We start from the raw sequence: 22,165 nt of genomic DNA on the forward strand, positions 1-22,165 counted from the left end.
CCCCCCCCCCCCCCCCCCCCCCCCCCCCCCCCCCCCCCCCCCCCCCCCCCCCCCCCCCCCCCCCCCCCCCCCGCCCCCTTGGGGGGCGCGCGTCAGCGCGCAGGGGGAGCCTCACTCAAGCCGTCCAGCGGCGCGCGTTGCGGAACATGCGCATCCACGGCGAGAACTCGCCGCCGCTGTCGCGCTCGCCCCACGAGGCCGGGCTCCACGACATCTGCACATTGCGGAACACCCGCTCGGGGTGCGGCATCAAGGCGGTGAAGCGGCCGTCCGCCGTCGTGACGCCGGCCAGGCCGCCGGCGCTGCCGTTGGGGTTGTAGGGATAGGCGTCGGTCGGCCTGCCGGCATGATCGACGAAGCGCATGGCGGCCAGCGCCGCGCCAGCGTTGCCCTGTTGCGAGAAATCGGCATAGCCTTCACCGTGGGAAACGGCGATGGGCATGCGCGAACCGGCCATGCCGTCGAAGAAGATCGACGGCGACTCGGGGATCTCGACCAGCGAAAAGCGGGCCTCGAATTTTTCCGAGCGGTTGCGGGTGAAGCGCGGCCAGTCCTGGGCGCCAGGGATCATGGGGGCCAGCGCCGCCAGCATCTGGCAGCCGTTGCAGACGCCCAGCGCGAAAGTGTCGCCACGGCCGAAGTAGGCCGCGAACATGTCGGCCAGCACCGCGTTGTACTGGATGGTCTTGGCCCAGCCCTCGCCGGCGCCCAGCACGTCGCCGTAGCTGAAGCCGCCGACCGCGACCAGCCCCTTGAAGCTGGACAGGTCGATGCGCCCGCTCAGCAGGTCGGTCATGTGCACGTCCCAGGACTCGAAGCCGGCGCGGTCGAAGGCATAGGCCATCTCGACCTGGCTGTTGCAGCCCTGCTCGCGCAGGATGGCCATGCGCGGGCGCGCGCCGGTGGCGATCATGGGAGCCGCGATATCTTCCTGCGGATCGAAATCGATCCTGGGTGACAGGCCCGGATTGGCGACGTCGTCCCACAGATCGAATTCGGCCTGCGCGCAGTCGGGGTTGTCGCGCAGCGCCATGATGCGGCGGCTGACCTCGCTCCAGGCCTTGCCGAGCTCGGCGCGCGGCTTGCCCCAGATCTTGCGGGCGTCGCGGTAGAACTCGATCTCGTCGCTGCCATTGGGCTCGCCGATCACGTGCGAGTGGGCCGACAGGCCGGCGCCGCGCAGCACTTCCATCACGGCGTCGCGGCTGGCGGCGGGCACCTGGATGACGGCGCCCGCCTCTTCCGAGAACAGCGCCTTGACCGTCAACTCGTCGCGCTGCACCGCGACCTGTTCCGGCCGGATCTTGAAATCTCCCCAATCCGACGCATACGGATCCAGGGTCAGCATATCCAGGTTGATCGACAGTCCGGTATGGCCGGCGAAGGCCATTTCGCACAGCGTGGCGAACAGGCCGCCGTCGGAACGGTCGTGATAGGCCAGGACCACGCCGCTGTCGGCCAGGGTACGGATCGCGGCGAAGAAGGCGCGCAGGTCGTCGGGGGCGTCGATGTCGGGCGCCTGCTGGCCGACCTGGCCGATGACCTGGGCCAGCACGGAACCGCCCAGGCGGTGCTTGCCGCGCCCCAGATCGACCAGGATCAGGGTCGTGTCGCCCTGGTCGGTGCGCAGTTGCGGAGTGAGGGTCTTGCGCACGTCGTCCACCGGCGCGAAGGCCGTGACGATCAGCGACACAGGCGCCACCACACGGCGGTGTTCGCCGTTCTCATCCCATGCCGTGCGCATGGACAGGGAATCCTTGCCCACGGGAATGGAGAGCCCCACGCGCTGGCACAGCTCGCTGACCGCGCTGACAGTGTCGTACAGCGCCGCGTCCTGGCCCGGTTCGCCGCAGGCGGCCATCCAGTTGGCGGACATCTTGACGTCTTCGATGCGGACCACCGAGGCCGCCACCAGATTGGTGATCGCTTCGGCCACGGCCATGCGTCCCGAGGCCGGGGCGTCGATGACGGCCAGCGGCGTGCGCTCGCCCATGGCCATGGCTTCGCCGCGCGTGCCGCTGTAGTCGGCCAGCGTGACCGCGCAGTCGGCCACCGGCACCTGCCACGGTCCCACCATCTGGTCCCGCGACGACAGGCCGCCCACCGTGCGGTCGCCGATGGTGATCAGGAAGGTCTTGTTGGCGACCGTGGGATGGCGCAGCACGCGCAGGGCCACGTCGTCCAACTCCAGGCCGACCACGTCCATCGGCTCGCCCGCGCCCGGCTGGCGCGCGACATCGCGCTCCATGCGGGGCGCCTTGCCCAGGATGACATCCACCGGCACGTCCACCGGGCGCGAGGTCCGGGCCCAGTCGGCCGCGGACACATCGCCCGCCGAGAAGCCTTCGCCGTCGACCACGCGCAACTGGCGCTGCTCGGTGGCCACGCCCACGACGGCGTAGGGACAGCGCTCGCGGCGCGCCATGGCATCGAAGCGCTCGAGGTCCTGCGGCAGGATGGCCAGCACATAGCGCTCCTGCGATTCATTGCACCAGATCTCCGCCGGCGACAGGCCCGACTCTTCAAGCTGGACATTGCGCAGGTCGAACACCGCGCCGCGCCCGGCGCCGTCCACCAGCTCGGGGAAGGCATTCGAAAGGCCACCCGCCCCCACGTCATGGATGGACTGGATGGGATTGTCGGCACCGAGCTGCCAGCAGCGGTCGATGACCTCCTGCGCGCGGCGCTCGATCTCGGGATTGCCGCGCTGGACGGAATCGAAATCCAGGTCGGCGGTATTGCTGCCCACGCCCATGCTGGACGCAGCGCCGCCCCCCATGCCGATGCGCATACCGGGTCCGCCCAGCTGGATCAGCAGCGCACCTGGCGGCAGGTCGTTCTTGTGGGTCAGGCCGTCGTCGATGCTGCCCAGCCCGCCGGCGATCATGATGGGCTTGTGGTAGCCCCAGCGCACGCCGCCGGCCGTCTGTTCATAAGTCCGGAAATACCCCAGCAGGTTGGGTCGGCCGAACTCATTGTTGAACGCGGCGCCGCCTATGGGGCCTTCGATCATGATGGACAGGGGCGAGGCGATGCGGTCGGGCGCGCCGTGGCCATCGTGTTCCCAGGGTTCGATGGCATCGTCGAAACGCAGGTTCGACACCGTGAAGCCGGTCAGGCCCGCCTTGGGCTTGGAGCCGCGGCCGGTCGCCCCCTCGTCGCGGATCTCGCCGCCCGCGCCGGTCGATGCGCCGGGGAACGGCGAGATGGCCGTGGGGTGGTTGTGCGTCTCGACCTTCATCAAGGTGTGGACCGTCGCATCGCGGCGGCCGTACACCTGGCCTTCGGCGCCAGGCTGTACGTGGAAGCGCTCCGCCCGGCCCCCCGCCATGACGGCGGCGTTGTCGGAATAGGCCACCACGGTGCCTTCCGGCTGGGCCTTGTGCGTGGCGCGGATCATGCCGAACAGGGTCTCGGACTGCGGCCGGCCGTCGATGACCCACTGGGCATTGAAGATCTTGTGGCGGCAGTGCTCGCTGTTCGCCTGGGCGAACATCATCAGTTCGACGTCGGTCGGATTCCGCCCCAGGCCGTTGAAGGCCTCGACCAGATAATCGATCTCGTCGTCGGACAGCGCCAGCCCCATGCTGCGGTTGGCCGCCACCAGGGCCGATGCTCCCTCGGCCAGCAGGGGCACGGTCTGCATCGGCTTGCCGGCCAGGGTCGCGAACAGCGGCGTGCCGTCGAAGGCGCCTTCGACCACGGTCTCGGTCATGCGGTCGTGCAACGCGCCGGCCAGCGTAGCCAGGTCATCCGCCGACAGCGACCTGGCGCCGCCCAGCAGGCCGCGCTTCGGGACCACGGTGTACGCGATGGCCCGCTCTATCCTGCGGACCTGCGCCAACCCGCAATTGCGCGCGATGTCGGTGGCCTTGCTGGCCCAGGGCGAGACGGTGCCCAGGCGCGGCACGACCAGCAGTTCCAGCCCTTGCTGGGCCTCGGGGGCCGGGTCGCCGTAGCGTAGCAGGCCCTCCAGGCGCTGGCGGTCATCCGCGGCCAGGTCGCCCTCCACGGCAACGAAGTGCACGAACCGGGCCGAGACATCCGACACCGAGGCATGCAGGGCCTGGAGTCGGCGCAACAGGCGGTCGCGGCGGAACGAGGAAAGGGCGAGGGGGCCGGAGAGGCGCAGGATGGAGGCCACGATAAGCGAGCTGAAAGCCGAGGAAATGGGGGAGAAAACGCGAAAAAAGCGCGCGACCAGCCGTGATTTTACTTCGTACCGGGGCTTCGGGAAAAACCACGAGCGAATACCGCACTCCCCGCTTAAAATCCGGTGCCCGTTCCCCGGAATGCCCCCGCGTTCCGGTGGGAAAACGGGCTTGACCAGAAAAAGCGACCAGACCCCATGCGTGTGATTGTGATCGGTGCCGGCATCATCGGTGTGTGTACCGCCTATTGGCTCAACCGGCACGGCATGCAGGTAACGGTCGTGGATCGCCGCAGCGGCGTCGCCCAGGAATCGAGTTTCGGCAGCGCGGGCATCCTGGCCGCCGACTACGCCGCCCCGTGGGCCGCCCCCGGCATGCCCGGCCGCTTCCTGGCCCACCTGTTCAAGAGCGAGTCGCCGGTGGCGCTGCGCGCGTCGCTGGACCCCGCGATGTGGAAGTGGCTGGCCAAATGGCTGGGCCAATGCCGGGCGGACCGCTATGCCGCCAACAAGCGCGCGATGCAGCGCGTGGCGCGCTACAGCCGCGCGCAACTGGCCGCGCTGCGCGAAGAACACGGCTTCGAGTACGAACGCCGGATCGGCTATCTGCAGTTGTTGCGCACCCAGCGCGACGTGGACGCGACGCAGGCCACCCGCCACATCCTGCAGGAAAGCGGCATCGCCCACCGGTTGCTGGGCCCCGAGGAGGCCACCGCGATGGACGTCCACCTGCAGGACGCGGTCCACGTCGGCACGCCGCTGGCGGGCGCCATCCATTACCCCGACGACGAGTCGGGCAACTGCCCGCTGTTCGCCCGGCTGCTGGCGGCCGAATGCGAACGGCGCGGCGTCGAGTTCCTGTTCAACACCCTCGCCCAGCCCTCGCAGAACGCCGGCGGCATCGTCGCCGGCGTACGCCTGCAGGACGGGCGCACGCTGCCCGCGCAGGCCGTGGTCGTGGCCTCGGGCAGCGATGCGGGAGCATGGCTGGGCCGGCTGGGCCTGCGCGTACCGATCTACCCGGTACGGGGCTACGCCGCCAACCTTCCCCTGCGCAACGACGTCATCGGCCCTCGGCGCGCGTTCGTGGACGAAACCTACCGCGTGACCGTGACACCGCTCGGCCAGCGGCTGCGCATCGCCGGCACGGCCGAACTCGGCACGCGCGGTCCCGCCCTGCGGGACAAGGCCCTGCGTACCCTGGTCAGGGCTGCCCAGGACTGGATGCCGGGCATGCTGGATTTCTCGCGCGCGACCTGGTGGGCCGGCACCCGGCCGATGACGCCGGACGGCCCCCCCATTCTCGGGCCTGCCCGTGTGCCCGGCCTTTACCTGAACGTCGGACACGGCTCCCAGGGCTGGAGCATGGCGGCGGGCACGGGGCGGGTCGTCGCCGACCTGGTCGCCGGCAAAACGCCGGAGATCGAGCTGGACGGGTTGGACATCGGCCGCTACGCGCGCAAGAATTAGCGCATGGACTCCCATCCGCACCGGCTGCTGCGCGCCCCTGCCATCAAGCTGATCGAACGCGAGGCACAGGCCGCGCTGCCGCCCCACGCCCTGATGCGGCGGGCGGCCGCCGCGGCGGCCGCGCTCATCGCCGAACGCTGGCCAGGACACGCGATCGACCTGCTGTGCGGCCCCGGCAACAATGGCGGTGACGGATTCATGCTGGCCGCGCTGCTGCACCAGGCCGGCCGCCAGGTCCGCCTTTGGGCGCTGCCTGCCGGCAAGCGGCCGCCCGATGCCGGACAGGCCTGGCAGGAACTGCCTGCCGGCCTGCTGCAGACCGGCGAACCCGATGCGCACGACCGGTCCGCCTCGCCGCGCACGCTGATCGTCGACGCGCTGTTCGGCATCGGCCTGTCGCGTCCCCTGCCCCCGTCCGCCCGGCGGTGGACCGCCTGGGCCGCGCGACGGGGATCCCCCGTCCTGGCGCTGGACGTTCCCAGCGGACTCGATGCCGACACAGGGAGCGCGCAACCGGGCGCGGTCCGGGCCCACCACACCCTGACCTTCATCGCCGACAAGCCCGGGCTCCATACGCGTGCCGGCCGCGACCATGCCGGCACGGTCAGCGTTGCCGACCTGGAACTGGAAGACCGCATCGGACATCACGCCGGGCTGCCTCATGGTGGCCAGCTCGTGCGGCAAGGCGATTGCCCGGACCTGTTCCGTCCCCGGCCGCAGGACAGCCACAAGGGCAGCTTCGGCACGCTGGCCATCCTGGCCGGGGCTCCCGGCATGACCGGCGCGGCGCTGCTGGCCGCCCGCGCGGCCCTGTACTGCGGAGCGGGCAAGATCCTGGTCGGACTGGCCGAGCCCGCCCCGCTCGCGCTGCCGTGCGACCCCCAGCACCCCGAACTCATGCTGCGTGATGCCGAAGGGCTGCTGGATCACGCCGCGCAACTGGGCGTCAGCGGCTGGGTCGCGGGCTGCGGCCTGGGCACGGGCACATCCGCGGGACGCTGGCTCGGACGCCTGCTGGCGGAAACGCCCGCATCGGCGCCGCTGGTGCTCGACGCCGACGCGCTGGTGCTGCTGGGCACGCTCCCCGAGCTCGCCCACGACCTGGCAGCCCGCGGCGGCCCCGCGATCCTCACGCCGCATCCGCGCGAAGCCGCGCGCATGCTGGGCAGCTCGACCGACGACGTGCAGGCCGACCGCATCGAGGCCGCCCGCGAACTCGCGGCGCGCTACCGAGCCTGGGTGGTCCTGAAGGGTGCGGGCAGCATCGTGTGCGGACCACATGGCACCTGGAGCATCAATGACAGCGGCAATGCCGGACTGGCCACCGCCGGCACCGGCGATGTGCTGGCCGGCATGGTGGGCGCCCTGCTGGCGCAAGGCCTGGACCCGTGCGAAGCCGCGCGGGCCGGCGTCTGGCTGCATGGCGCCGCCGCCGACGATCTCGTGGCCCGCGGCATCGGCCCGATCGGCCTGACGGCCAGCGAGATCGCACCCGCCGCGCGCGACCTGCGCAACCGCGGCGGCCGCTGACCCGCGCGGCGGATACTCAGGAAATATCGCCGGCCGAATCGTGGACCAGGCGTCCGCCAGCCACCACCAATTGGCGCGCGCAGCGCTGCGCAAGCTTGGCGTCGTGCGTGACCAGCAGCAAGGTGGTGCCCCGTTCGCGGTGCAGTTCGAACATCAGGTCGATGACAGCCTCGCCGGTGGCCGAATCCAGGCTCCCCGTCGGTTCGTCGGCGAACAGCAGTTCCGGCGCCACCACGAAGGCCCGCGCCAGGGAGACCCGCTGCTGTTCCCCGCCCGACAGGGTCCGGGGATAATGGCGCAGACGCGCCCCCAGCCCCACCCGCTCCAGCATGGCCGTGGCCGCGGCGCGCGCATCGCGGCCCGCCAGCTCCAACGGCAGCATGACATTCTCCAGCGCCGTCAGGTGAGGCAGCAACTGGAAGGACTGGAAGACGAAGCCCACGTGGCGTGCCCGCAGGCTGGCCCGCTGATCCTCATCCAGCGCGAACAGCTCGCGGCCGGCCAGGTGCACCGACCCGGAGGTCGGGACGTCAAGTCCGGCCAAGAGGCCCAGCAGCGTCGACTTGCCCGACCCCGAACTCCCCGTGATGGCCACGGTCTCTCCAAAGGCCACCGTAAAATCGACCGAGTCGAGAATGGCGAGCTCGCCGCTCGAATCCGCCACCCGTTTGGTCAGCGCCCGCACGGCGATGGCGGGATGGGGGGCGGGCGTGGCCGCGGACTGGCTCGCGGCGGATCGGGTCGGTCCCGTCATGATTGGATCGCTGGAAGAAAGGAAAGACATGATAAAGCCTCGCTCGTCGCAGCCGCCTCACAGCGCTGCCCGCACTCCGCACCGCGCCCTCCGGCGCCTGTTCGCGAGCACGCTGTGCGCGGCCGCGCTGGGCGGCCTCGTGCCGGCCGCCCTGGCACAGACCGCCATCCCCGCCGCGAGTTCCTCGCCCGCCCTGCTGGTGCTGGGCGACAGCCTGTCGGCGGAGTACGGCCTGCCACGTGGCTCGGGCTGGGTGGCATTGCTGGAAACGCGCTTGCGCGAGCGCAGATTCGACTACCGGGTCGTCAACGCCAGCATCAGCGGCGATACCACCAGCGGCGGCGTGAGCCGGCTGCCGGCGCTGCTGGCGCGCCATCGGCCAAGCGTGGTGGTGATCGAGCTGGGATCCAACGATGCGCTGCGCGGGCTGTCCCTGCAGATGACCGAGCAGAACCTGAACAAGATGGTGCAGGCGTCGCGCCAGGCCGGCGCGCGCGTCTTGCTGGTGGGCATGCAGATTCCGCCCAACTACGGCCGCGACTACACGCAGCGGTTCCAGCAATTGTTCGCCAAGGTGGCCAAGGAGCAGCATACCGCCCTGCTGCCCTTTTTTCTGGATGGCGTGGCCCAGCATATCGAGCTGTTCCAGGCCGACCGCCTGCATCCCACGGCGCAGGCGCAGCCGCGCCTGCTGGATAACGTCTGGTCCCGCCTGGAGCCGCTGCTGGGAACCGTCAAGTCCTGAGCCGACCGGCACGAGCCGGCCCGTTGCCTGACGCTAGCGCTCGACCGCCCGCGAGGCAGTGGTCAGCGCCGTGCCTTCCGGCGACATCGTGACCTTGTACTTCTCGCGCAGCGTCTGCAGCACGGCCAGTTGCTCGGCCTGGGCCCAGCGGCGCTCCATCATCGACTTCTCGCCGGCGATCGCGGCGGCATCGGGCTTGGGCGCGGCCTCGACCCTGGAGATCCGGGCAATGACGTAATCGTCGCCGGCGATCGACCCCACGAAGGCCGGCAGCTTGTCGGCCGGCGCCTTCATGACCGCGTTCAGCAGCGCGGGCGCAACGTTCTGGGGCGCATTGCGCGCCACCGTGACGGCGGCGCCGAAGCCCTGGGTGGAATCCTTGGCCTGCAGGGCCTTCAAGCGCTCCTCGCCGGCCGCGCGGGCCAGATCGAGCGCCTTGTCCTGCGCCAATTGCGCGCGGATGCCGCTCGACACGTCGGCCAGGGGCTGCACCGTAGCGGGCACATGGTTGACCACGCGCACCGCCGCCAGGCGATTCGGACCGAGTTCGATCACGCCCGAGTTGCGCTTCTCGCGCAAGACCTCGTCCGAGAACAAGGCCTGCGCCACCTTGGGATTGCCCATGACCTCGTTGCCTTGCAGCCCGCTGCGCGTGACGCCCTGGGCCTCCTGGATCTTCAGGCCGAACTTCTGCGCCGCCGGTTCAAGCGTATCGCTCTGCTCGTACACCAGATTCGTGAACTGCTCGGCGGCCTCGGCAAAACGACGGGCGGCCTGCTGCTGCTTGATTTCCTCGACGATCTGGGCGCGGACCTCGGCCAGCGGCTTGACCACGGCGGGACGAATACCGGTGAGCTTGATGACGTGGAAGCCGTAATCGGTCGCCACGACGCCCGACACCTCGCCGTCCTTCAGCGCGAAGACGGCATCCTCGAAGGGCTTGACCATCATGCCGCGGCCGAACCAATCGAGGTCGCCGCCCTTGCCTGCCGAACCGGGATCCAGCGAGTTCTCGCGCGCCAGCTTGGCGAAATCGGCCTTGGGCGCCTTGGCCTGGTCGGCGAGCGATTGCGCCTTCTTGCGCGCTTCCTCGCGCACGGCCTCGCTCGCGCCGCTGTCGACCGTGATCAGGATATGGCTGGCCCGGCGCTGCTCGTCCTGGCCATAGCGGCCCTTGTTCTGCTCGTAGTAGTTCTTGATATCGTCCTCGGACACCGTCATGCCCGAGGTCGATGCATTCTGGTCCAGCACCACGTACTGCGCATCGACCCGCTCCGGCACCTCGAAGCGGGCGCGGTTGGCCTCGTAATAGGCCTTCACCTCGTCGTCGCTGACATTGACCTTGGCGCGATAGTCCGAGGCGGCGATACGCAGGGTCTGGATACTGCGGCGCTCCGTTACCGCCGCCACCAGGCGATCCATGACCGCATCCGGCATCGTGGTCGATTGCGCCACCGGGCCCAGCACCTGCTGCAAGGCCAGGTCGCGCCGCAGCTGGGCCTCGAACATGACCGGGGTCATGCCTTGGGCGGCCAGCGCATCGCGGTAGCGGGCGTTGCTGAACTTGCCGTCTTCCTGCACGGCGGGAATCGCCTGGATGGTGGCGCGGAGCTGCTCGTCGGACGCCGAGAAATGGTTCTTGGCGGCCTCGGCGGCGATCAGCCGGGTATTGATGATCTCGTCCAGGACCGCCTGGCGCATGGCCGGCGTGTCGAAGGCCTGCGAATCGAACTGCGCGCCCATCATGCCGCGCAACTGGTCGAGCCGGCTGCGCGACGCCGCATCGAACTCCTGCTGCGTCACGGACTCGCCTGCCACCTTGGCCAGCGACTTGTCGCCTTCCATGAAGCTGGAGTAGCCCTGTATGCCGACGAAAACGAACGACGGCAGGATCAGCAGCAGCAGGACGAACTGCATCCAGCGGCGGTGGTTACGGATGAGGTCAAACATGCGCGAATACTCCGGTCGGATGCCAGCGGCAAGACGGCCATACAAGCAAAATGCCCACAGGCTCAAGGCCAATGGGCACCCATTAGTGTCGCTCCGATTCTAGCATGGCGCCTACGCCGCCACGCCCTGCCCGGCCGGACGGATCAGGCCGGACCGATCGCGGAAAACAGCGCGGCGTCGCGCGCCAGGTCCCCGCTGGCTTGCACGCGGCGATCGCGGCGGGCGGCGAAATCCAGCATGCGATCGATCGGCCGGCGCGCCTGCCGCCCCAGCGCCGGATCGAGCAGGATTTCGCCCGCGCCCCGCTCCAGGCATTCCGCCAGGTTCTCCAACCCGTTCATGGCCATCCACGGACAGTGCGCACAGCTCTTGCAGGTCGCGCTCCCGCCCGCGGTCGGTGCGGCGATGAAAACCTTGCCGGGAGCGGCCAGCCGCATCTTGTGCAACAAACCCTGATCGGTCGCCACGATGAAATGCGTGGCCTCGAGTTCGCGCGCGGCCTTGATCATCTGCGCGGTCGAGCCCACCATGTCGGCCTGGGCCACGACGGCCGGGGGCGACTCCGGGTGCACCAGCACCTTGGCCCGCGGGTATTCCTGCCGCAACAATTCGAGTTCGAGGCCCTTGAACTCGTCATGCACCAGGCATGACCCCTGCCACAGCAGCATGTCGGCCCCGGTCTGCGACTGGACATAGGCGCCCAGGTGGCGGTCGGGCGCCCACAGGATCTTTTCCCCGCGGGCGTGCAGGTCCGCGACGATGTCCAGCGCGATGGCCGAAGTGACCGCCCAGTCCGCCCGCGCCTTCACGGCCGCGCTGGTATTGGCGTAGACCACCACCGTGCGGTCGGGATGGGCATCGCAGAAGGCCGAGAACTCGTCCAGGGGGCAGCCCAGGTCCAGCGAGCAGGTGGCGTCCAGATCGGGCATCAGCACCCGCTTCTCGGGGCTGAGGATCTTGGCCGTCTCTCCCATGAAGCGCACGCCCGCCACGACCAGCGTGCCGGCCGCGTGATCGCGGCCAAAGCGCGCCATCTCCAGGGAATCCGCGACGCAGCCGCCCGTCTCGTCGGCCAGTTCCTGCAACTCGGCGTCCACGTAGTAATGCGCGACCAGCACCGCGTTCTCGCGCTGGAGCAGCGTACGGATGCGCGCCTTCAATTCGTCCCGCCGCGGCGCCGACAAGTCCTCGGGCACCTTGGCCCAGGCCTGCCCCACCGAGCAGGAGCCGCCGGTGGCCGTGGGCGAATCGAAATCGAAAGTGCGAAGCAGCGTCTGGTTCATCCTGTCATCCGTCCATTTATGCTCATACTGAGCATTTTTTGAGTAAAAAAATATCGGCGGGACTTATGCTAAAGATGAGCATAATGAATGTCAAGAGAGAAAATCCCGCCATCGCGCCAAGACCGCCCCAGCAGGACGCCGGGCAATCCGCTACAATACGCGCCGAGTCACGAGTCGCATGCCAGAGGGTGCTTAGCTCAGTTGGTAGAGCGGCGCCCTTACAAGGCGTAGGTCACAGGTTCGACCCCTGTAGCACCCACCACTCTGTTGCAGCGGACACGTGTCGGGAAATCAAGGGCTTGGAGTCATCCAGGCCCTTTTTCTTTGCGCGGCAGCCGGCTGGGCGGATAGCCGTAGAACTTCTTGAATGCCTGGGCATACGCGCCCTCGGTGGCATAGCCTACCGCCAGCGCGATATCCAGTTGCCGCCAACCCCGCGCATGCAGCTCGGCCGCCCGGGTCATCCGGGCGTAGTTGCGCCATTGCTGGAAAGACATGCCGGTATGGGCCACGAACCCACGCTGGATGGTTTTCTCGCTGGCTCCCGCCAGGCGCGCCCAGGCCTCCAGCGAACGATTGTCGGCCGGGTCCTGTTCCAGCGCACGGCAGATGGGAGCGATGCGTGGGTCGGCCGGAATCGGTATGCCTGGCTCGGTCCAGGCCGCCGACGCCAGTTCGTCGGCAAGCACGCGTGCCTTGCGCAGGCGCGCTTCCCCGCCCTCGCTTTCCGTGCCCCAGCTCGCCGCGTCCAGGATCAGCTCCCGCAGCAGCGGCCGGACGCAGACGACCACGCAGCGCGGCGCATCATAGAAATCCGGTTCGACGTAGACGCTGTGGTAACGGAAGCTGCGATCCATCAGCACGGCATGCGGCACGCCACGCGGGATCCAGGCCGCCCTGTCGGGCGCGAGCCGTATCACCCGCTGCTGGGTCTCCAGCAGCGTGGATCCCTGCTCGGGATAAAGCAGTTGTCCCACCTCGTGGCTGTGCATGGCGGCGTGCGCCGCACGCCCCTCCCTGACCACGATGCGCAGTGGAAACGGCTGTTGGGCGGCGATGCCGGGCATGTCCGATCCTCAATGAAATCTGGCCGAGATGCGGCGGCGCGCGAAACGGCGCGGGCCGATGATGCTGTCGTCGTCAACCGGAGCATCACATGTACATCGACCTTACGCTTTCCATCGACATCCAGGACCCCATTATCGCCAAAGCCAGCGCCGATCCCGACAGCTACATGTCACGCGGCCACATCGGCACCCATCTCGACGTCTACGGTGGCCAGGCCTTCCCACCCGCCCGCTACTGCATGCGGCGGGGCCTGCTGATCGACGCACGGGAGGCGGGAGAAGAAATCGGCCTCCCGGTCCTGGCCGGACGCGAGTGCCAGGCCGGAGACTTCCTCATTTTCCACACCGGCCATCTCGACCGTCACGTCTACGGCTCCCGTCCCTACTACCAGACCCAGCCGAGATTCTCGTGGGAACTGATCCAGCACCTGGCTGAACAGGACACCGGTTTCATCGGCCTGGACTTCCCCGGCATGCGCTCCGGCCCCGAGCACAATGACGCGGATCGCATCGTCGGCAGCCGCGGCGGCTACGTGATCGAGAACCTGGCCAATGTGGGCAGGCTGCATGCCGAGGCCGGCGACCGCGCCTTCGTGGTCTGCACGGGATGGACGGGCTTCCAGGGTTCGACGGGCCTGTCGTGCCGCGTCGTGGCGTGCCTGGACTGAGATCCGCAGGAGGCATCCGCCATGACTTCACTTCCTCTTGCCGCTCCGCGGCCCGACGGCCCGGCCTATCGCACCGCCATGGCCCGGCTGGGCAGTTCGGTGCACATCGTCACCAGCGCGGGCCCCGCGGGCCGCGTCGGCCTGACCGCATCCGCCGTCTGCAGCGTGACCGACGATCCGCCCACGCTGCTGGTATGCCTGAACCGGCGCTCATCCGCCCATGATGCGGCGCTGGCCAACGGGGTGCTGTGCGTCAACACGCTGGCCGCCGGCCATGAAACCCTGTCGCGCCGGTTCAGCGGCGGCGACATGAGCGACCGATTCGCGGAAGGCACATGGAGCCAGCTGGAAACGGGTTCTCCGGTCCTGGAGAATGCGATGGCCGTGTTCGACTGCCGTATCGTCGATACCACGCGGCAAGGCACGCACACCGTCATGTTCTGCGAGGTCCTGGATTTGCGGACGGGCCAGGCACCGGCGGGCCTGTTCTATTTCTCCCGGACCTACCATGCACTGGGAGCCACGACCTAGGGGCGAAAAAAAACCCTGGCGCCAAACCAGGGTTTCTTGTCACAAAGCGCCCGCGCTTCAGTTGACGGCGTCTTTCAGCGCCTTGCCCGGACGGAACTTCGGCACCTTGGCCTTCTTGATCTTGATGGCTTCGCCGGTACGCGGGTTGCGGCCGGTGCGGGCCGCGCGAGCGCTCACCGCGAAAGTGCCGAAACCGACCAGCGTCACAGTGCCGCCCTTCTTGAGCGTCGTTTTCACCGCCCCCACCAGCGCATCCAGCGAACGGCCGGCAGCCGCCTTGGAAATATCGGCTTGCTTGGCAATGTGGTCGATAAGCTCGGTCTTGTTCATTAGGCCCCTCACAAGGTCTATCTGTGGAAAAAATTTCTGGTCCCGATGCATGCCTGCAAGGGGCACCCCCGATGAGCGACGTACCGCGCCGGAACTACACTTGCGCGTACGAAACGCAGACGGCTATTTAATCCTCGGGCAGAAAGTCGTGTCAAGGGAAACCCGCTGGAAAACCGCGTAAAACCTCATGTTTCCGCTTGTGACCAAAGAAAAGAGGGCGCTTGCGCGCCCTCTTGCTTGACCCAAGCCGCGGGATCAGTGCTTCATGACCGGATCCGTGGCGGCTCCGCCTTCAGCCGCCACATGGGCCTCGACCTTGGCCTCGACCTTCGCGGCCTCCTCCTCGGGCAAGGGCTCCGGCAGCCGCTCCAGTGCGAGTTCGAGCACCCGGTCGATCCAGCGGACCGGCACGATATCAAGATGATTCTTGACCGAATCCGGGATCTCCGCCAGATCCTTGGCGTTCTCTTCCGGAATCAGCACGGTCTTGATACCGCCCCGGTGCGCGGCCAGCAGCTTCTCTTTCAAGCCGCCGATCGGCAGGACCTCGCCGCGCAGCGTGATCTCGCCCGTCATCGCCACGTCGGCGCGCACGGGAATGCCCGTCAACGAGGAAACGATGGCCGTGGTGATCGCCGCTCCCGCGGACGGTCCGTCCTTGGGCGTGGCGCCTTCCGGCACGTGCACGTGCATGTCCTTCTTCTCGAACACCGCGTGATCGATGCCCAGCCGGCGGGCGCGCGAACGCACCACCGAGCGCGCGGCCTCGACCGACTCCTTCATCACGTCGCCAAGCGAGCCGGTACGCTGGATGGCGCCCTTGCCCGGCATGACCGCGACTTCGATCGTCAGCAGGTCGCCGCCCACTTCGGTCCACGCGAGTCCGGTCACCTGGCCGACCTGGTTTTCCTTCTCGGCCACGCCGAAGGTATAGCGGCGCACGCCCAGATAGTCGTTCAGGTTGTCGGCGGCGACGACCACTTGTTGCTTCTCGCCCTTGAGCAGCAGGCTCTTGACCACCTTGCGGCAGATCTTGCTGACCTCGCGCTCCAGCGCACGCACGCCCGCTTCACGGGTGTAGTAGCGCACGATATCGCGCAGGGCCGATTCCTCGACCTTGAGCTCCTCGGCCTTCAGCCCGTTGTTCTTCATCTGCTTGGGCAGCAGATGCTGCATGGCGATGTGCACCTTCTCGTCTTCGGTGTAGCCCGACAGGCGAATGACTTCCATCCGGTCCAGCAGTGCCGGCGGAATGTTCAGGGTGTTGCTGGTTGCCACGAACATCACGTCGGACAGGTCGAAGTCGACCTCGACGTAGTGGTCCTGGAAAGTGTGGTTCTGTTCGGGGTCCAGCACCTCGAGCAGCGCAGACGCCGGGTCGCCACGGAAATCCATGCCCATCTTGTCGACTTCGTCGAGCAGGAAGAGCGGATTGCGCGCGCCGACCTTCGACAGGTTCTGCAGGATCTTGCCCGGCATCGAACCGATGTAGGTACGACGGTGGCCACGGATCTCGGATTCGTCGCGCACGCCGCCCAGCGCCATCCGCACGAACTTGCGGTTGGTCGCCTTGGCGATCGACTGGCCGAGCGAGGTCTTGCCCACGCCCGGAGGGCCGACCAGGCACAGGATCGGCGCCTTGACCTTGTCCACGCGCTGCTGCACGGCCAGGTATTCAAGAATGCGTTCCTTGACCTTGTCGAGCCCGTAGTGGTCGTCGTTGAGCACCTCCTCCGCATGCGGCAGGGAGTTGTTGACCTTGCTCTTCCTCTTCCACGGCAGGCCGACCAGCGTGTCGATGTAGTTGCGCACCACGGTGGCCTCGGCCGACATGGGCGACATCAGCTTGAGCTTCTTGAGCTCCGCGTCGGCCTTCTTCTTGGCGTCCTTGGGCATGTGGGCGGCGATGATCTTCTTCTCGAGCTCCTCGAAATCGGCGCCGTCCTCGCCTTCGCCCAATTCCTTCTGGATGGCCTTGACCTGCTCGTTCAGGTAGTACTCGCGCTGGCTCTTCTCCATCTGCTTCTTGACGCGGCCGCGGATGCGCTTCTCGACCTGGAGAATGTCGATCTCGGTCTCAAGCTGGGCCAGCAGCGCTTCCAGGCGCTCGGAGGTGGAGAACACCTCGAGCATCTTCTGCTTCTGCTCCAGCTTCAACGGCAAGTGCGCGGCGATGGTGTCGGCCAGCCGGCCGGGCTCGTCGATGCCCGACAGCGAGGTCAGGATCTCGGGCGGGATCTTCTTGTTCAGTTTGACGTACTGGTCGAACTGCGACACGATCGCGCGCCGCAGGGCTTCGGTTTCCGAGCCCTGGCCACGATCGGGATCGATGGGTACCAGTTCGCAGGCGAAATGCGCGCCCAGATCGTCGATGCGGGTGATGCGGGCGCGCTGGGCGCCCTCGACCAGCACCTTGACCGTGCCGTCGGGCAGCTTGAGCATCTGGAGGATGCTGGCCAGGCAGCCGATTTCGTAGATATCGTCGGCCGAGGGTTCATCCTTGGCGGCCGACCGCTGGGCCACCAGCATGATGTTCTTGCCGGCTTCCATCGCGGCTTCCAGCGCCTTGATGGACTTGGGCCTCCCTACGAACAGCGGGATGACCATGTGCGGAAATACGACCACGTCGCGCAGCGGGAGCAGCGGCAACTCGATCGGTTCGGGAGGGAGTATCTGGCTCGCAGACATGATTCGTCCTCGAATTTGAATGCAATCAGGATGAGGGCGTAAACGTGGATTTCAAGCGTCGGCGGGCAACGAGGTCTGCTGGGACTGCCGGGTGCATGCCCTTTTCCCGCACCGCGTGCCCGGGAAAAAGGCATGAACCCGAAGAGAGGCGCAGAGTCATCATTCGCCCACAGGCCATTGATTTACACGCCATGGCCCAATGTAGCATATAGAGGGCCCCGCCCTACGCGCTGACGCGCCCCCCCCAGGGGGCGATGCGGGTGGACCGGAAGGGAAGCCCACCCCCACGCGGCCTTCGGCCGCTCCCCCTCAAGGGGGCGGCACTGGCGGACCGGCAAAGCCGGATCCGCGGTGCCCTGGAGCCGGGGAGGCTCGAAAAATGAAAACGGCCTTGCTTGCGCGCAAGGCCGTTATTCTTTTCCAACCCGACAGATGCTTGGCAATATCGCCAGTCCCCGCCAGCCCGTTGGTACCCCAGGATGCGGTGGATCCGGCTTTGCCGGTCCACCCGCATCGCCCCCCCGGGGGGCGCGCGTCAGCGCGTAGGGGGGGATCCTCTACTTATTGGCCACCTTGGGCTTGTCGCCGTAGATCAGGAGGGGGGCGCCCTCGCCGGTGACGGCGTTTTCGTCCAGGACGACCTTGACGACATTGCCCTGGGTGGGCAGTTCGTACATGGTATCAAGCAACGCGGCTTCGATGATGGAGCGCAGGCCACGGGCGCCGGTCTTGCGCTTGAGCGCTTTCTCGGCGATGGCCAGGAGCGCCTGGGGCCGGACATCCAGCTCGGCGCCTTCCATGGCCAGCAGCTTCTGGAACTGTTTGATCAGGGCGTTCTTGGGTTCGACCAGGATCTGGATCAGGGCTTCTTCGTTCAGCTCGTCCAGCGTCGCGACCACGGGCAAGCGGCCGACCAGTTCGGGGATGAGACCGAACTTGATCAGGTCCTCGGGCTCGACTTCGCCGAACAACGCGCTGACAGAACGTTCCGACTCGGCCTTGACCGAAGCACCGAAGCCGATGCCGGACTTCTCGGTACGGCCACGGATGACCTTCTCCAGCCCGTCGAATGCGCCGCCGCAGATGAACAGGATGTTGGTCGTGTCGATCTGCACGAAGTCCTGGTTGGGATGCTTGCGTCCGCCCTGCGGAGGAACCGAGGCGACAGTCCCTTCGATCAGCTTGAGCAGGGCCTGTTGCACGCCTTCGCCCGACACGTCGCGGGTGATGGACGGGTTGTCGGCCTTGCGCGAGATCTTGTCGATCTCGTCGATGTAGACGATGCCGCGCTGGGCCTTTTCCACATCGTAATTGCAGTTCTGCAGCAGCTTCTGGATGATGTTCTCGACGTCTTCGCCCACGTAGCCGGCTTCGGTCAGCGTGGTGGCGTCGGCGATCACGAACGGCACGTTCAACAGGCGGGCCAGCGTCTGGGCCAGCAGCGTCTTGCCCGAGCCCGTGGGCCCGATCAGCAGGATGTTGCTCTTGGACAGCTCGACGTCGTCCGCCTTGCCACCCGCGTGGCGTATGCGTTTGTAGTGGTTGTACACCGCCACCGACAGGATCCGCTTGGCCCGGATCTGCCCGATCACGTACTGGTCGAGGATCTCCTTGATCTCGGCCGGCGTGGGCAACTCGGACTTGGCGCCGGTCTTGACGTCGGCCGCCACTTCGTCGCGAATGATGTCGTTGCACAGGTCGATGCACTCATCGCAAATGAACACCGACGGTCCGGCGATCAGCTTGCGAACCTCATGCTGGCTCTTGCCGCAAAACGAGCAATAGAGCAGCTTTTCGTTCGACCCTTTCTTTTCCGACATGCTCAACCCTGTTCGGTACGACTGCTGAAGACTTTGTCGATCAGGCCATACGATAGCGCATCGGCCGCCGACATGAAATTGTCGCGCTCGGTGTCCACCGCGATGCGTTCCATCGGCTGGCCGGTGTTCTCCGCCAGGATCCGGTTCAGGCGCTCGCGCAGGTACAGGATCTCGCGCGCGTGGATCTCGATGTCGGTCGCCTGGCCCTGGGCACCGCCCGAGGGCTGGTGGATCATGATGCGGGAATTGGGCAGCGAGATCCGCTTGCCCTTGGCGCCGGCGGCCAGCAGGAACGCGCCCATGCTGGCGGCCAGGCCGGTGCAGAGCGTGGCCACGTCAGGCTTGACGAACTGCATGGTGTCGTAGATGGCCATGCCCGCATACACCGACCCGCCGGGCGAGTTGATGTAGAGCGAGATGTCCTTCTCGGGGTTTTCCGACTCCAGGAACAGCAGCTGGGCCACGATCAGGTTGGCGGTGGCATCGGCCACCGGACCAACCAGGAAAATGATCCGCTCTTTCAGCAGACGCGAGTAGATGTCGTACGCACGCTCGCCCCGGCCGGACTGTTCGATCACCATCGGCACATAGCCGAGGGCCTTGGGACCGAGCGACTCGGCCCCGTACATGGATGCGTAGAAATCTACGAAGCGTTGCATCAGGCAGTTCCCATCAAATCATCGAAGGAGACTTGCTCGTCCTTGACCTGGGCCTTGGACAGCACGTGCTGGACGACGTTGTCCTCGAGCACGATGGCCTCGATTTCGGCCAGGCGCGACTTGTCCGTCAGATAGTAGCGCACGACTTCCTCGGGCTTCTCGTAGCTCTGCGCGAAGTCCTCGATGCGGGCGCGGATCTGGTCGGGCTTGGCCTTGAGGTTCTCGGCCTTGACCAGTTCCGAGACCAGCAGGCCCAGGCGCACGCGGCGCTCGGATTCGGAGGCGAAGGCCTCGGCCGGGATCGGCAGCTTGTCGGCGTTGGGCACGCCGCGCTGGCGCAGGTCCTCGCGGGCGGCCTCGATGCGGCGCTCGGTGTCGTCGCTGACCAGGGCCTTGGGAATGTCGAAGGTGGCCGCCTTGGCCAGCGCGTCCATCACGCTCGACTTGGTGCGGGCCTGCGTGCGGCTGCGCACTTCGCGCTCGAGGTTGGCGCGGATGTCGGCGCGCAGTTTTTCGACGTCGCCTTCGGCCTGGCCCAGTTGCTTGGCGAACTCGGCGTCGACCCCGGGCAGCACGCCCTCTTCCACTTTCTTGACCGTGATGGTGAACTCGGCGGTCTTGCCGGCCACTTCGGCCGAACCGTAGTCGGCCGGGAACGCCAGCGGGAACACCTTGGTCTCGCCCGCCTTCATGCCGCGCGCGGCAGCCTCGAACTCAGGCAGCATGCGGCCCTGGCCGAGCACGAACGGGAAGTCCTCGGCAGTACCGCCCTGGAATGCAACGCCGTCGATGGTGCCGGCGAAATCCAGCGTCACGCGATCGTCGTCGCCCGCGGCGCGGCCTTCGCGCTCTTCGAAGGTCACGCGCTGCTTGCGCAGGATGTCGACCGTGCGATCGACCTCGGCATCACCCACCTCGCTCTTGGCGCTGGTGATTTCCAGGGCCGACAGATCGGGAATGGCGACTTCCGGGTAGACCTCGAACGTGGCGCTGAAGGCGACCACATCATCGGCCACGCCGTCGGTCTTGGGCTCGACCGACGGTGAACCCGCCAGACGCAGCTTGGACTCGGCCACGATCTTTTCCAGCGCGTCGCCAATCTTGGCATTCAGCACTTCCATGCGCACTTCCGGCCCATAGGTACGGGCCAGCATGGGCAACGGCACCTTGCCAGGCCGGAACCCGGGCATCTTGGCGGTGCGGGCCAGGCGCTTGAGGCGCGTTTCGACTTCTTTTTCGATATCGGCCACCGGCACGGAAAGATCAACGCGCCGTTCGAGCCCCGACAGGGTTTCAACCACAGGCTGCATGCAAAAACCTATATATTGAGTATGTGTAATCGACAGAACCGGACACCCGCGCCGCGAGAGGCACCGCAACCAGAGATCGATCCGGGCATTCGCGAATTGTGCCACAGCCCCCATGCGGCGCTGCGGCGCCGTACGGAGGCTCCGGAAGCAGCCTTGCCGGCCGCGGCCGGACACCGCCAGGGTTGTTCAAACTTGTGGTGCGACCGAGAGGAATCGAACCTCCACAGGATTTCTCCCGACAGGACCTAAACCTGTTGCGTCTACCAATTTCGCCACGGTCGCACATCAGAAACCGGATTGTAACCCGAGTCTCCGAAAAGGCCTGGACGGCCTGCCCCTCCGGCCCGCCAACCATTGTTTTCCCTTGCCTCGGGCGATCCGGCCCCTTCAGGGCGGCTGTTTACCGTTCTTGATCATCCTCTCCAAAACGTTGGGATAGATTGCGATTGCAATCCCGCAACGCTTTCTTACCCGCAATGATAGAAACCCACACGCCGGAAGTCGCCGTCCTGCTCGGAGAGACCGGCCGCGATTACGAGATCGCGGACGAATTGATGCGCGCCGGCTTCAGCGTCTACGTCTGCACCAGTTCCCAGGAAGTGCACGCGCTGCTGCGGGCGGGCAAGAACCCCGTGGTGCTGGCCGACGCGGCGCGGGCAACCGCGTTCGACAGCTACCCGCTGACCCGTCTCGTCTATGTCCCCCCCAAACCCGGCGGCCACGGCGCGGACACGCCCCAGGTGGAGGTCCGGGTGCTCGGCGCCGCTCCCAACGCGGAACTGTCCCCCATCCTGCGCGCCATGCGGCGCCACCTCGCCGTCACCGCGCCGCGCCTGCCCGAACCGTCGCCCGAGACGCCCACCCCGGCGCTCTGGCTGCTGTCCACGCCACCGCGCCGCCTGACGAGCCCGGAAGGCCGCAGCCTGCCGCTGACCCTGACCGAATGGCAGTTCGTCAGCCACATTTTCAGCGAGCGCAACCGCACCCTGACCTTCGCCCAGTGGCAGGCCGTTTCGGCCAAGGACGGCGAGCGCCAGTTGCACAACGTCGCGGTCCTGGTGAGCCGGTTGCGCCGCAAGGCGCAGCGGCACGGCCTCACCCTGCCTCTGGAAGCCGTCCGGGGCGTGGGCTATTCCTTCACGCAGCCCTGCGGGGACTTCGCGGCACCCGGGCAGGCCGGCTAGGACGGCCGCCGGGGCCACTTTTCATC

General features: G+C 67.3%; 16 protein-coding genes and 2 tRNA genes. 7 read left to right on the forward strand and 11 right to left on the reverse strand.

The window, feature by feature from the left end:
- Positions 1-115: 115 nt before the first annotated feature.
- On the reverse strand, positions 116-4,144 hold the full coding sequence (gene purL, locus AC1Q6E_RS20180) for a phosphoribosylformylglycinamidine synthase (protein ID WP_492573402.1): 4,029 nt from the start codon (positions 4,142-4,144) through the stop codon (positions 116-118).
- A 132-nt stretch (positions 4,145-4,276) separates the two neighbouring features.
- On the opposite strand from purL, the gene AC1Q6E_RS20185 reads away from it, so the two are divergent.
- Both AC1Q6E_RS20185 and AC1Q6E_RS20190 read left to right on the forward strand, forming a co-directional pair.
- The gene (locus AC1Q6E_RS20185; RefSeq protein ID WP_492573403.1) at positions 4,277-5,620 is read left to right on the forward strand and encodes a D-amino acid dehydrogenase; all 1,344 of its coding nucleotides are present in this window, start codon (positions 4,277-4,279) and stop codon (positions 5,618-5,620) included.
- A gap of 3 nt (positions 5,621-5,623) precedes the next feature.
- Complete coding sequence (locus AC1Q6E_RS20190; RefSeq protein ID WP_492573404.1) at positions 5,624-7,150, forward strand: NAD(P)H-hydrate dehydratase; 1,527 nt, start codon at positions 5,624-5,626, stop codon at positions 7,148-7,150.
- Between the two features lie 16 nt (positions 7,151-7,166).
- Here AC1Q6E_RS20190 and AC1Q6E_RS20195 read toward each other — a convergent pair whose 3' ends face one another.
- Entirely contained in the window at positions 7,167-7,904 is a 738-nt protein-coding gene (locus tag AC1Q6E_RS20195; RefSeq protein ID WP_152795079.1) for an ABC transporter ATP-binding protein, read from the reverse strand.
- Between the two features lie 28 nt (positions 7,905-7,932).
- Here AC1Q6E_RS20195 and AC1Q6E_RS20200 point away from each other — a divergent pair, with 28 nt between their 5' ends.
- Positions 7,933-8,649 carry an arylesterase gene (locus AC1Q6E_RS20200; RefSeq protein WP_152795081.1) on the forward strand — a complete coding sequence of 239 codons (717 nt, stop codon included), beginning with the start codon at positions 7,933-7,935 and terminating at the stop codon, positions 8,647-8,649.
- Positions 8,650-8,682: 33 nt separating this feature from the next.
- Here AC1Q6E_RS20200 and AC1Q6E_RS20205 read toward each other — a convergent pair whose 3' ends face one another.
- Positions 8,683-10,599, reverse strand: coding sequence for a SurA N-terminal domain-containing protein (locus AC1Q6E_RS20205; RefSeq protein WP_492573405.1), 1,917 nt, complete (start codon positions 10,597-10,599; stop codon positions 8,683-8,685).
- A 143-nt stretch (positions 10,600-10,742) separates the two neighbouring features.
- Positions 10,743-11,882 (reverse strand): quinolinate synthase NadA, encoded by a 1,140-nt coding sequence (nadA, locus tag AC1Q6E_RS20210; protein WP_152795085.1) that lies wholly within the window; start codon positions 11,880-11,882, stop codon positions 10,743-10,745.
- 186 nt (positions 11,883-12,068) lie between these two features.
- Between nadA and AC1Q6E_RS20215 the strand changes: the two genes are divergently transcribed.
- Positions 12,069-12,144: transfer RNA gene (locus AC1Q6E_RS20215), tRNA-Val, on the forward strand.
- A gap of 43 nt (positions 12,145-12,187) precedes the next feature.
- On the opposite strand, the gene AC1Q6E_RS20220 is transcribed toward AC1Q6E_RS20215, so the two are convergent.
- Positions 12,188-12,949, reverse strand: coding sequence for a helix-turn-helix domain-containing protein (locus AC1Q6E_RS20220; RefSeq protein WP_492573406.1), 762 nt, complete (start codon positions 12,947-12,949; stop codon positions 12,188-12,190).
- Between the two features lie 89 nt (positions 12,950-13,038).
- On the opposite strand from AC1Q6E_RS20220, the gene AC1Q6E_RS20225 reads away from it, so the two are divergent.
- Together AC1Q6E_RS20225 and AC1Q6E_RS20230 are read left to right on the forward strand one after the other, a co-directional pair.
- Positions 13,039-13,617 carry a cyclase family protein gene (locus AC1Q6E_RS20225; protein ID WP_152795089.1) on the forward strand — a complete coding sequence of 193 codons (579 nt, stop codon included), beginning with the start codon at positions 13,039-13,041 and terminating at the stop codon, positions 13,615-13,617.
- Positions 13,618-13,638: 21 nt separating this feature from the next.
- Positions 13,639-14,148 carry a flavin reductase gene (locus tag AC1Q6E_RS20230; RefSeq protein ID WP_492573407.1) on the forward strand — a complete coding sequence of 170 codons (510 nt, stop codon included), beginning with the start codon at positions 13,639-13,641 and terminating at the stop codon, positions 14,146-14,148.
- Positions 14,149-14,205: 57 nt separating this feature from the next.
- Here the strand turns inward: AC1Q6E_RS20230 and AC1Q6E_RS20235 are convergent, their stop codons facing one another.
- The 6 genes from AC1Q6E_RS20235 to AC1Q6E_RS20260 all read right to left on the reverse strand — a co-directional run bounded on the left by AC1Q6E_RS20235 (position 14,206) and on the right by AC1Q6E_RS20260 (position 21,237).
- The gene (locus tag AC1Q6E_RS20235) at positions 14,206-14,529 is read right to left on the reverse strand and encodes an HU family DNA-binding protein (protein WP_296556638.1); all 324 of its coding nucleotides are present in this window, start codon (positions 14,527-14,529) and stop codon (positions 14,206-14,208) included.
- A gap of 204 nt (positions 14,530-14,733) precedes the next feature.
- The gene (lon, locus tag AC1Q6E_RS20240) at positions 14,734-17,166 is read right to left on the reverse strand and encodes an endopeptidase La (protein ID WP_152795093.1); all 2,433 of its coding nucleotides are present in this window, start codon (positions 17,164-17,166) and stop codon (positions 14,734-14,736) included.
- A gap of 557 nt (positions 17,167-17,723) precedes the next feature.
- The gene (clpX, locus tag AC1Q6E_RS20245) at positions 17,724-18,986 is read right to left on the reverse strand and encodes an ATP-dependent Clp protease ATP-binding subunit ClpX (RefSeq protein WP_152795095.1); all 1,263 of its coding nucleotides are present in this window, start codon (positions 18,984-18,986) and stop codon (positions 17,724-17,726) included.
- Positions 18,987-18,988: 2 nt separating this feature from the next.
- Positions 18,989-19,645 (reverse strand): ATP-dependent Clp endopeptidase proteolytic subunit ClpP, encoded by a 657-nt coding sequence (gene clpP / locus AC1Q6E_RS20250; RefSeq protein WP_152795096.1) that lies wholly within the window; start codon positions 19,643-19,645, stop codon positions 18,989-18,991.
- Positions 19,645-20,955 carry a trigger factor gene (gene tig, locus AC1Q6E_RS20255; protein WP_296556639.1) on the reverse strand — a complete coding sequence of 437 codons (1,311 nt, stop codon included), beginning with the start codon at positions 20,953-20,955 and terminating at the stop codon, positions 19,645-19,647. The genes clpP and tig overlap by 1 nt, the downstream gene beginning before the upstream one ends.
- Positions 20,956-21,150: 195 nt before the next feature.
- Positions 21,151-21,237: transfer RNA gene (locus AC1Q6E_RS20260), tRNA-Leu, on the reverse strand.
- A 194-nt stretch (positions 21,238-21,431) separates the two neighbouring features.
- Here AC1Q6E_RS20260 and AC1Q6E_RS20265 point away from each other — a divergent pair.
- Positions 21,432-22,139 (forward strand): helix-turn-helix domain-containing protein, encoded by a 708-nt coding sequence (locus tag AC1Q6E_RS20265; RefSeq protein ID WP_152795098.1) that lies wholly within the window; start codon positions 21,432-21,434, stop codon positions 22,137-22,139.
- The last annotated feature ends 26 nt before the right edge of the window (positions 22,140-22,165 follow it).

The organism is Pigmentiphaga sp. MLSB6-MA01, from assembly GCF_058793475.1.

Excerpts from the sequence above, each read along its gene's own strand:
- AC1Q6E_RS20190 (WP_492573404.1), top strand. The coding sequence starts at position 5,624 with ATGGACTCCCATCCGCACCGGCTGCTGCGCGCCCCTGCCATCAAGCTG.
- AC1Q6E_RS20195 (WP_152795079.1), bottom strand. The coding sequence starts at position 7,904 with ATGACGGGACCGACCCGATCCGCCGCGAGCCAGTCCGCGGCCACGCCC.
- AC1Q6E_RS20200 (WP_152795081.1), top strand. The coding sequence starts at position 7,933 with ATGATAAAGCCTCGCTCGTCGCAGCCGCCTCACAGCGCTGCCCGCACT.
- AC1Q6E_RS20205 (WP_492573405.1), bottom strand. The coding sequence starts at position 10,599 with ATGTTTGACCTCATCCGTAACCACCGCCGCTGGATGCAGTTCGTCCTG.
- nadA (WP_152795085.1), bottom strand. The coding sequence starts at position 11,882 with ATGAACCAGACGCTGCTTCGCACTTTCGATTTCGATTCGCCCACGGCC.
- AC1Q6E_RS20220 (WP_492573406.1), bottom strand. The coding sequence starts at position 12,949 with ATGCCCGGCATCGCCGCCCAACAGCCGTTTCCACTGCGCATCGTGGTC.
- AC1Q6E_RS20225 (WP_152795089.1), top strand. The coding sequence starts at position 13,039 with ATGTACATCGACCTTACGCTTTCCATCGACATCCAGGACCCCATTATC.
- AC1Q6E_RS20230 (WP_492573407.1), top strand. The coding sequence starts at position 13,639 with ATGACTTCACTTCCTCTTGCCGCTCCGCGGCCCGACGGCCCGGCCTAT.
- AC1Q6E_RS20235 (WP_296556638.1), bottom strand. The coding sequence starts at position 14,529 with ATGCATCGGGACCAGAAATTTTTTCCACAGATAGACCTTGTGAGGGGC.
- lon (WP_152795093.1), bottom strand. The coding sequence starts at position 17,166 with ATGTCTGCGAGCCAGATACTCCCTCCCGAACCGATCGAGTTGCCGCTG.
- clpX (WP_152795095.1), bottom strand. The coding sequence starts at position 18,986 with ATGTCGGAAAAGAAAGGGTCGAACGAAAAGCTGCTCTATTGCTCGTTT.
- clpP (WP_152795096.1), bottom strand. The coding sequence starts at position 19,645 with ATGCAACGCTTCGTAGATTTCTACGCATCCATGTACGGGGCCGAGTCG.
- tig (WP_296556639.1), bottom strand. The coding sequence starts at position 20,955 with ATGCAGCCTGTGGTTGAAACCCTGTCGGGGCTCGAACGGCGCGTTGAT.
- AC1Q6E_RS20265 (WP_152795098.1), top strand. The coding sequence starts at position 21,432 with ATGATAGAAACCCACACGCCGGAAGTCGCCGTCCTGCTCGGAGAGACC.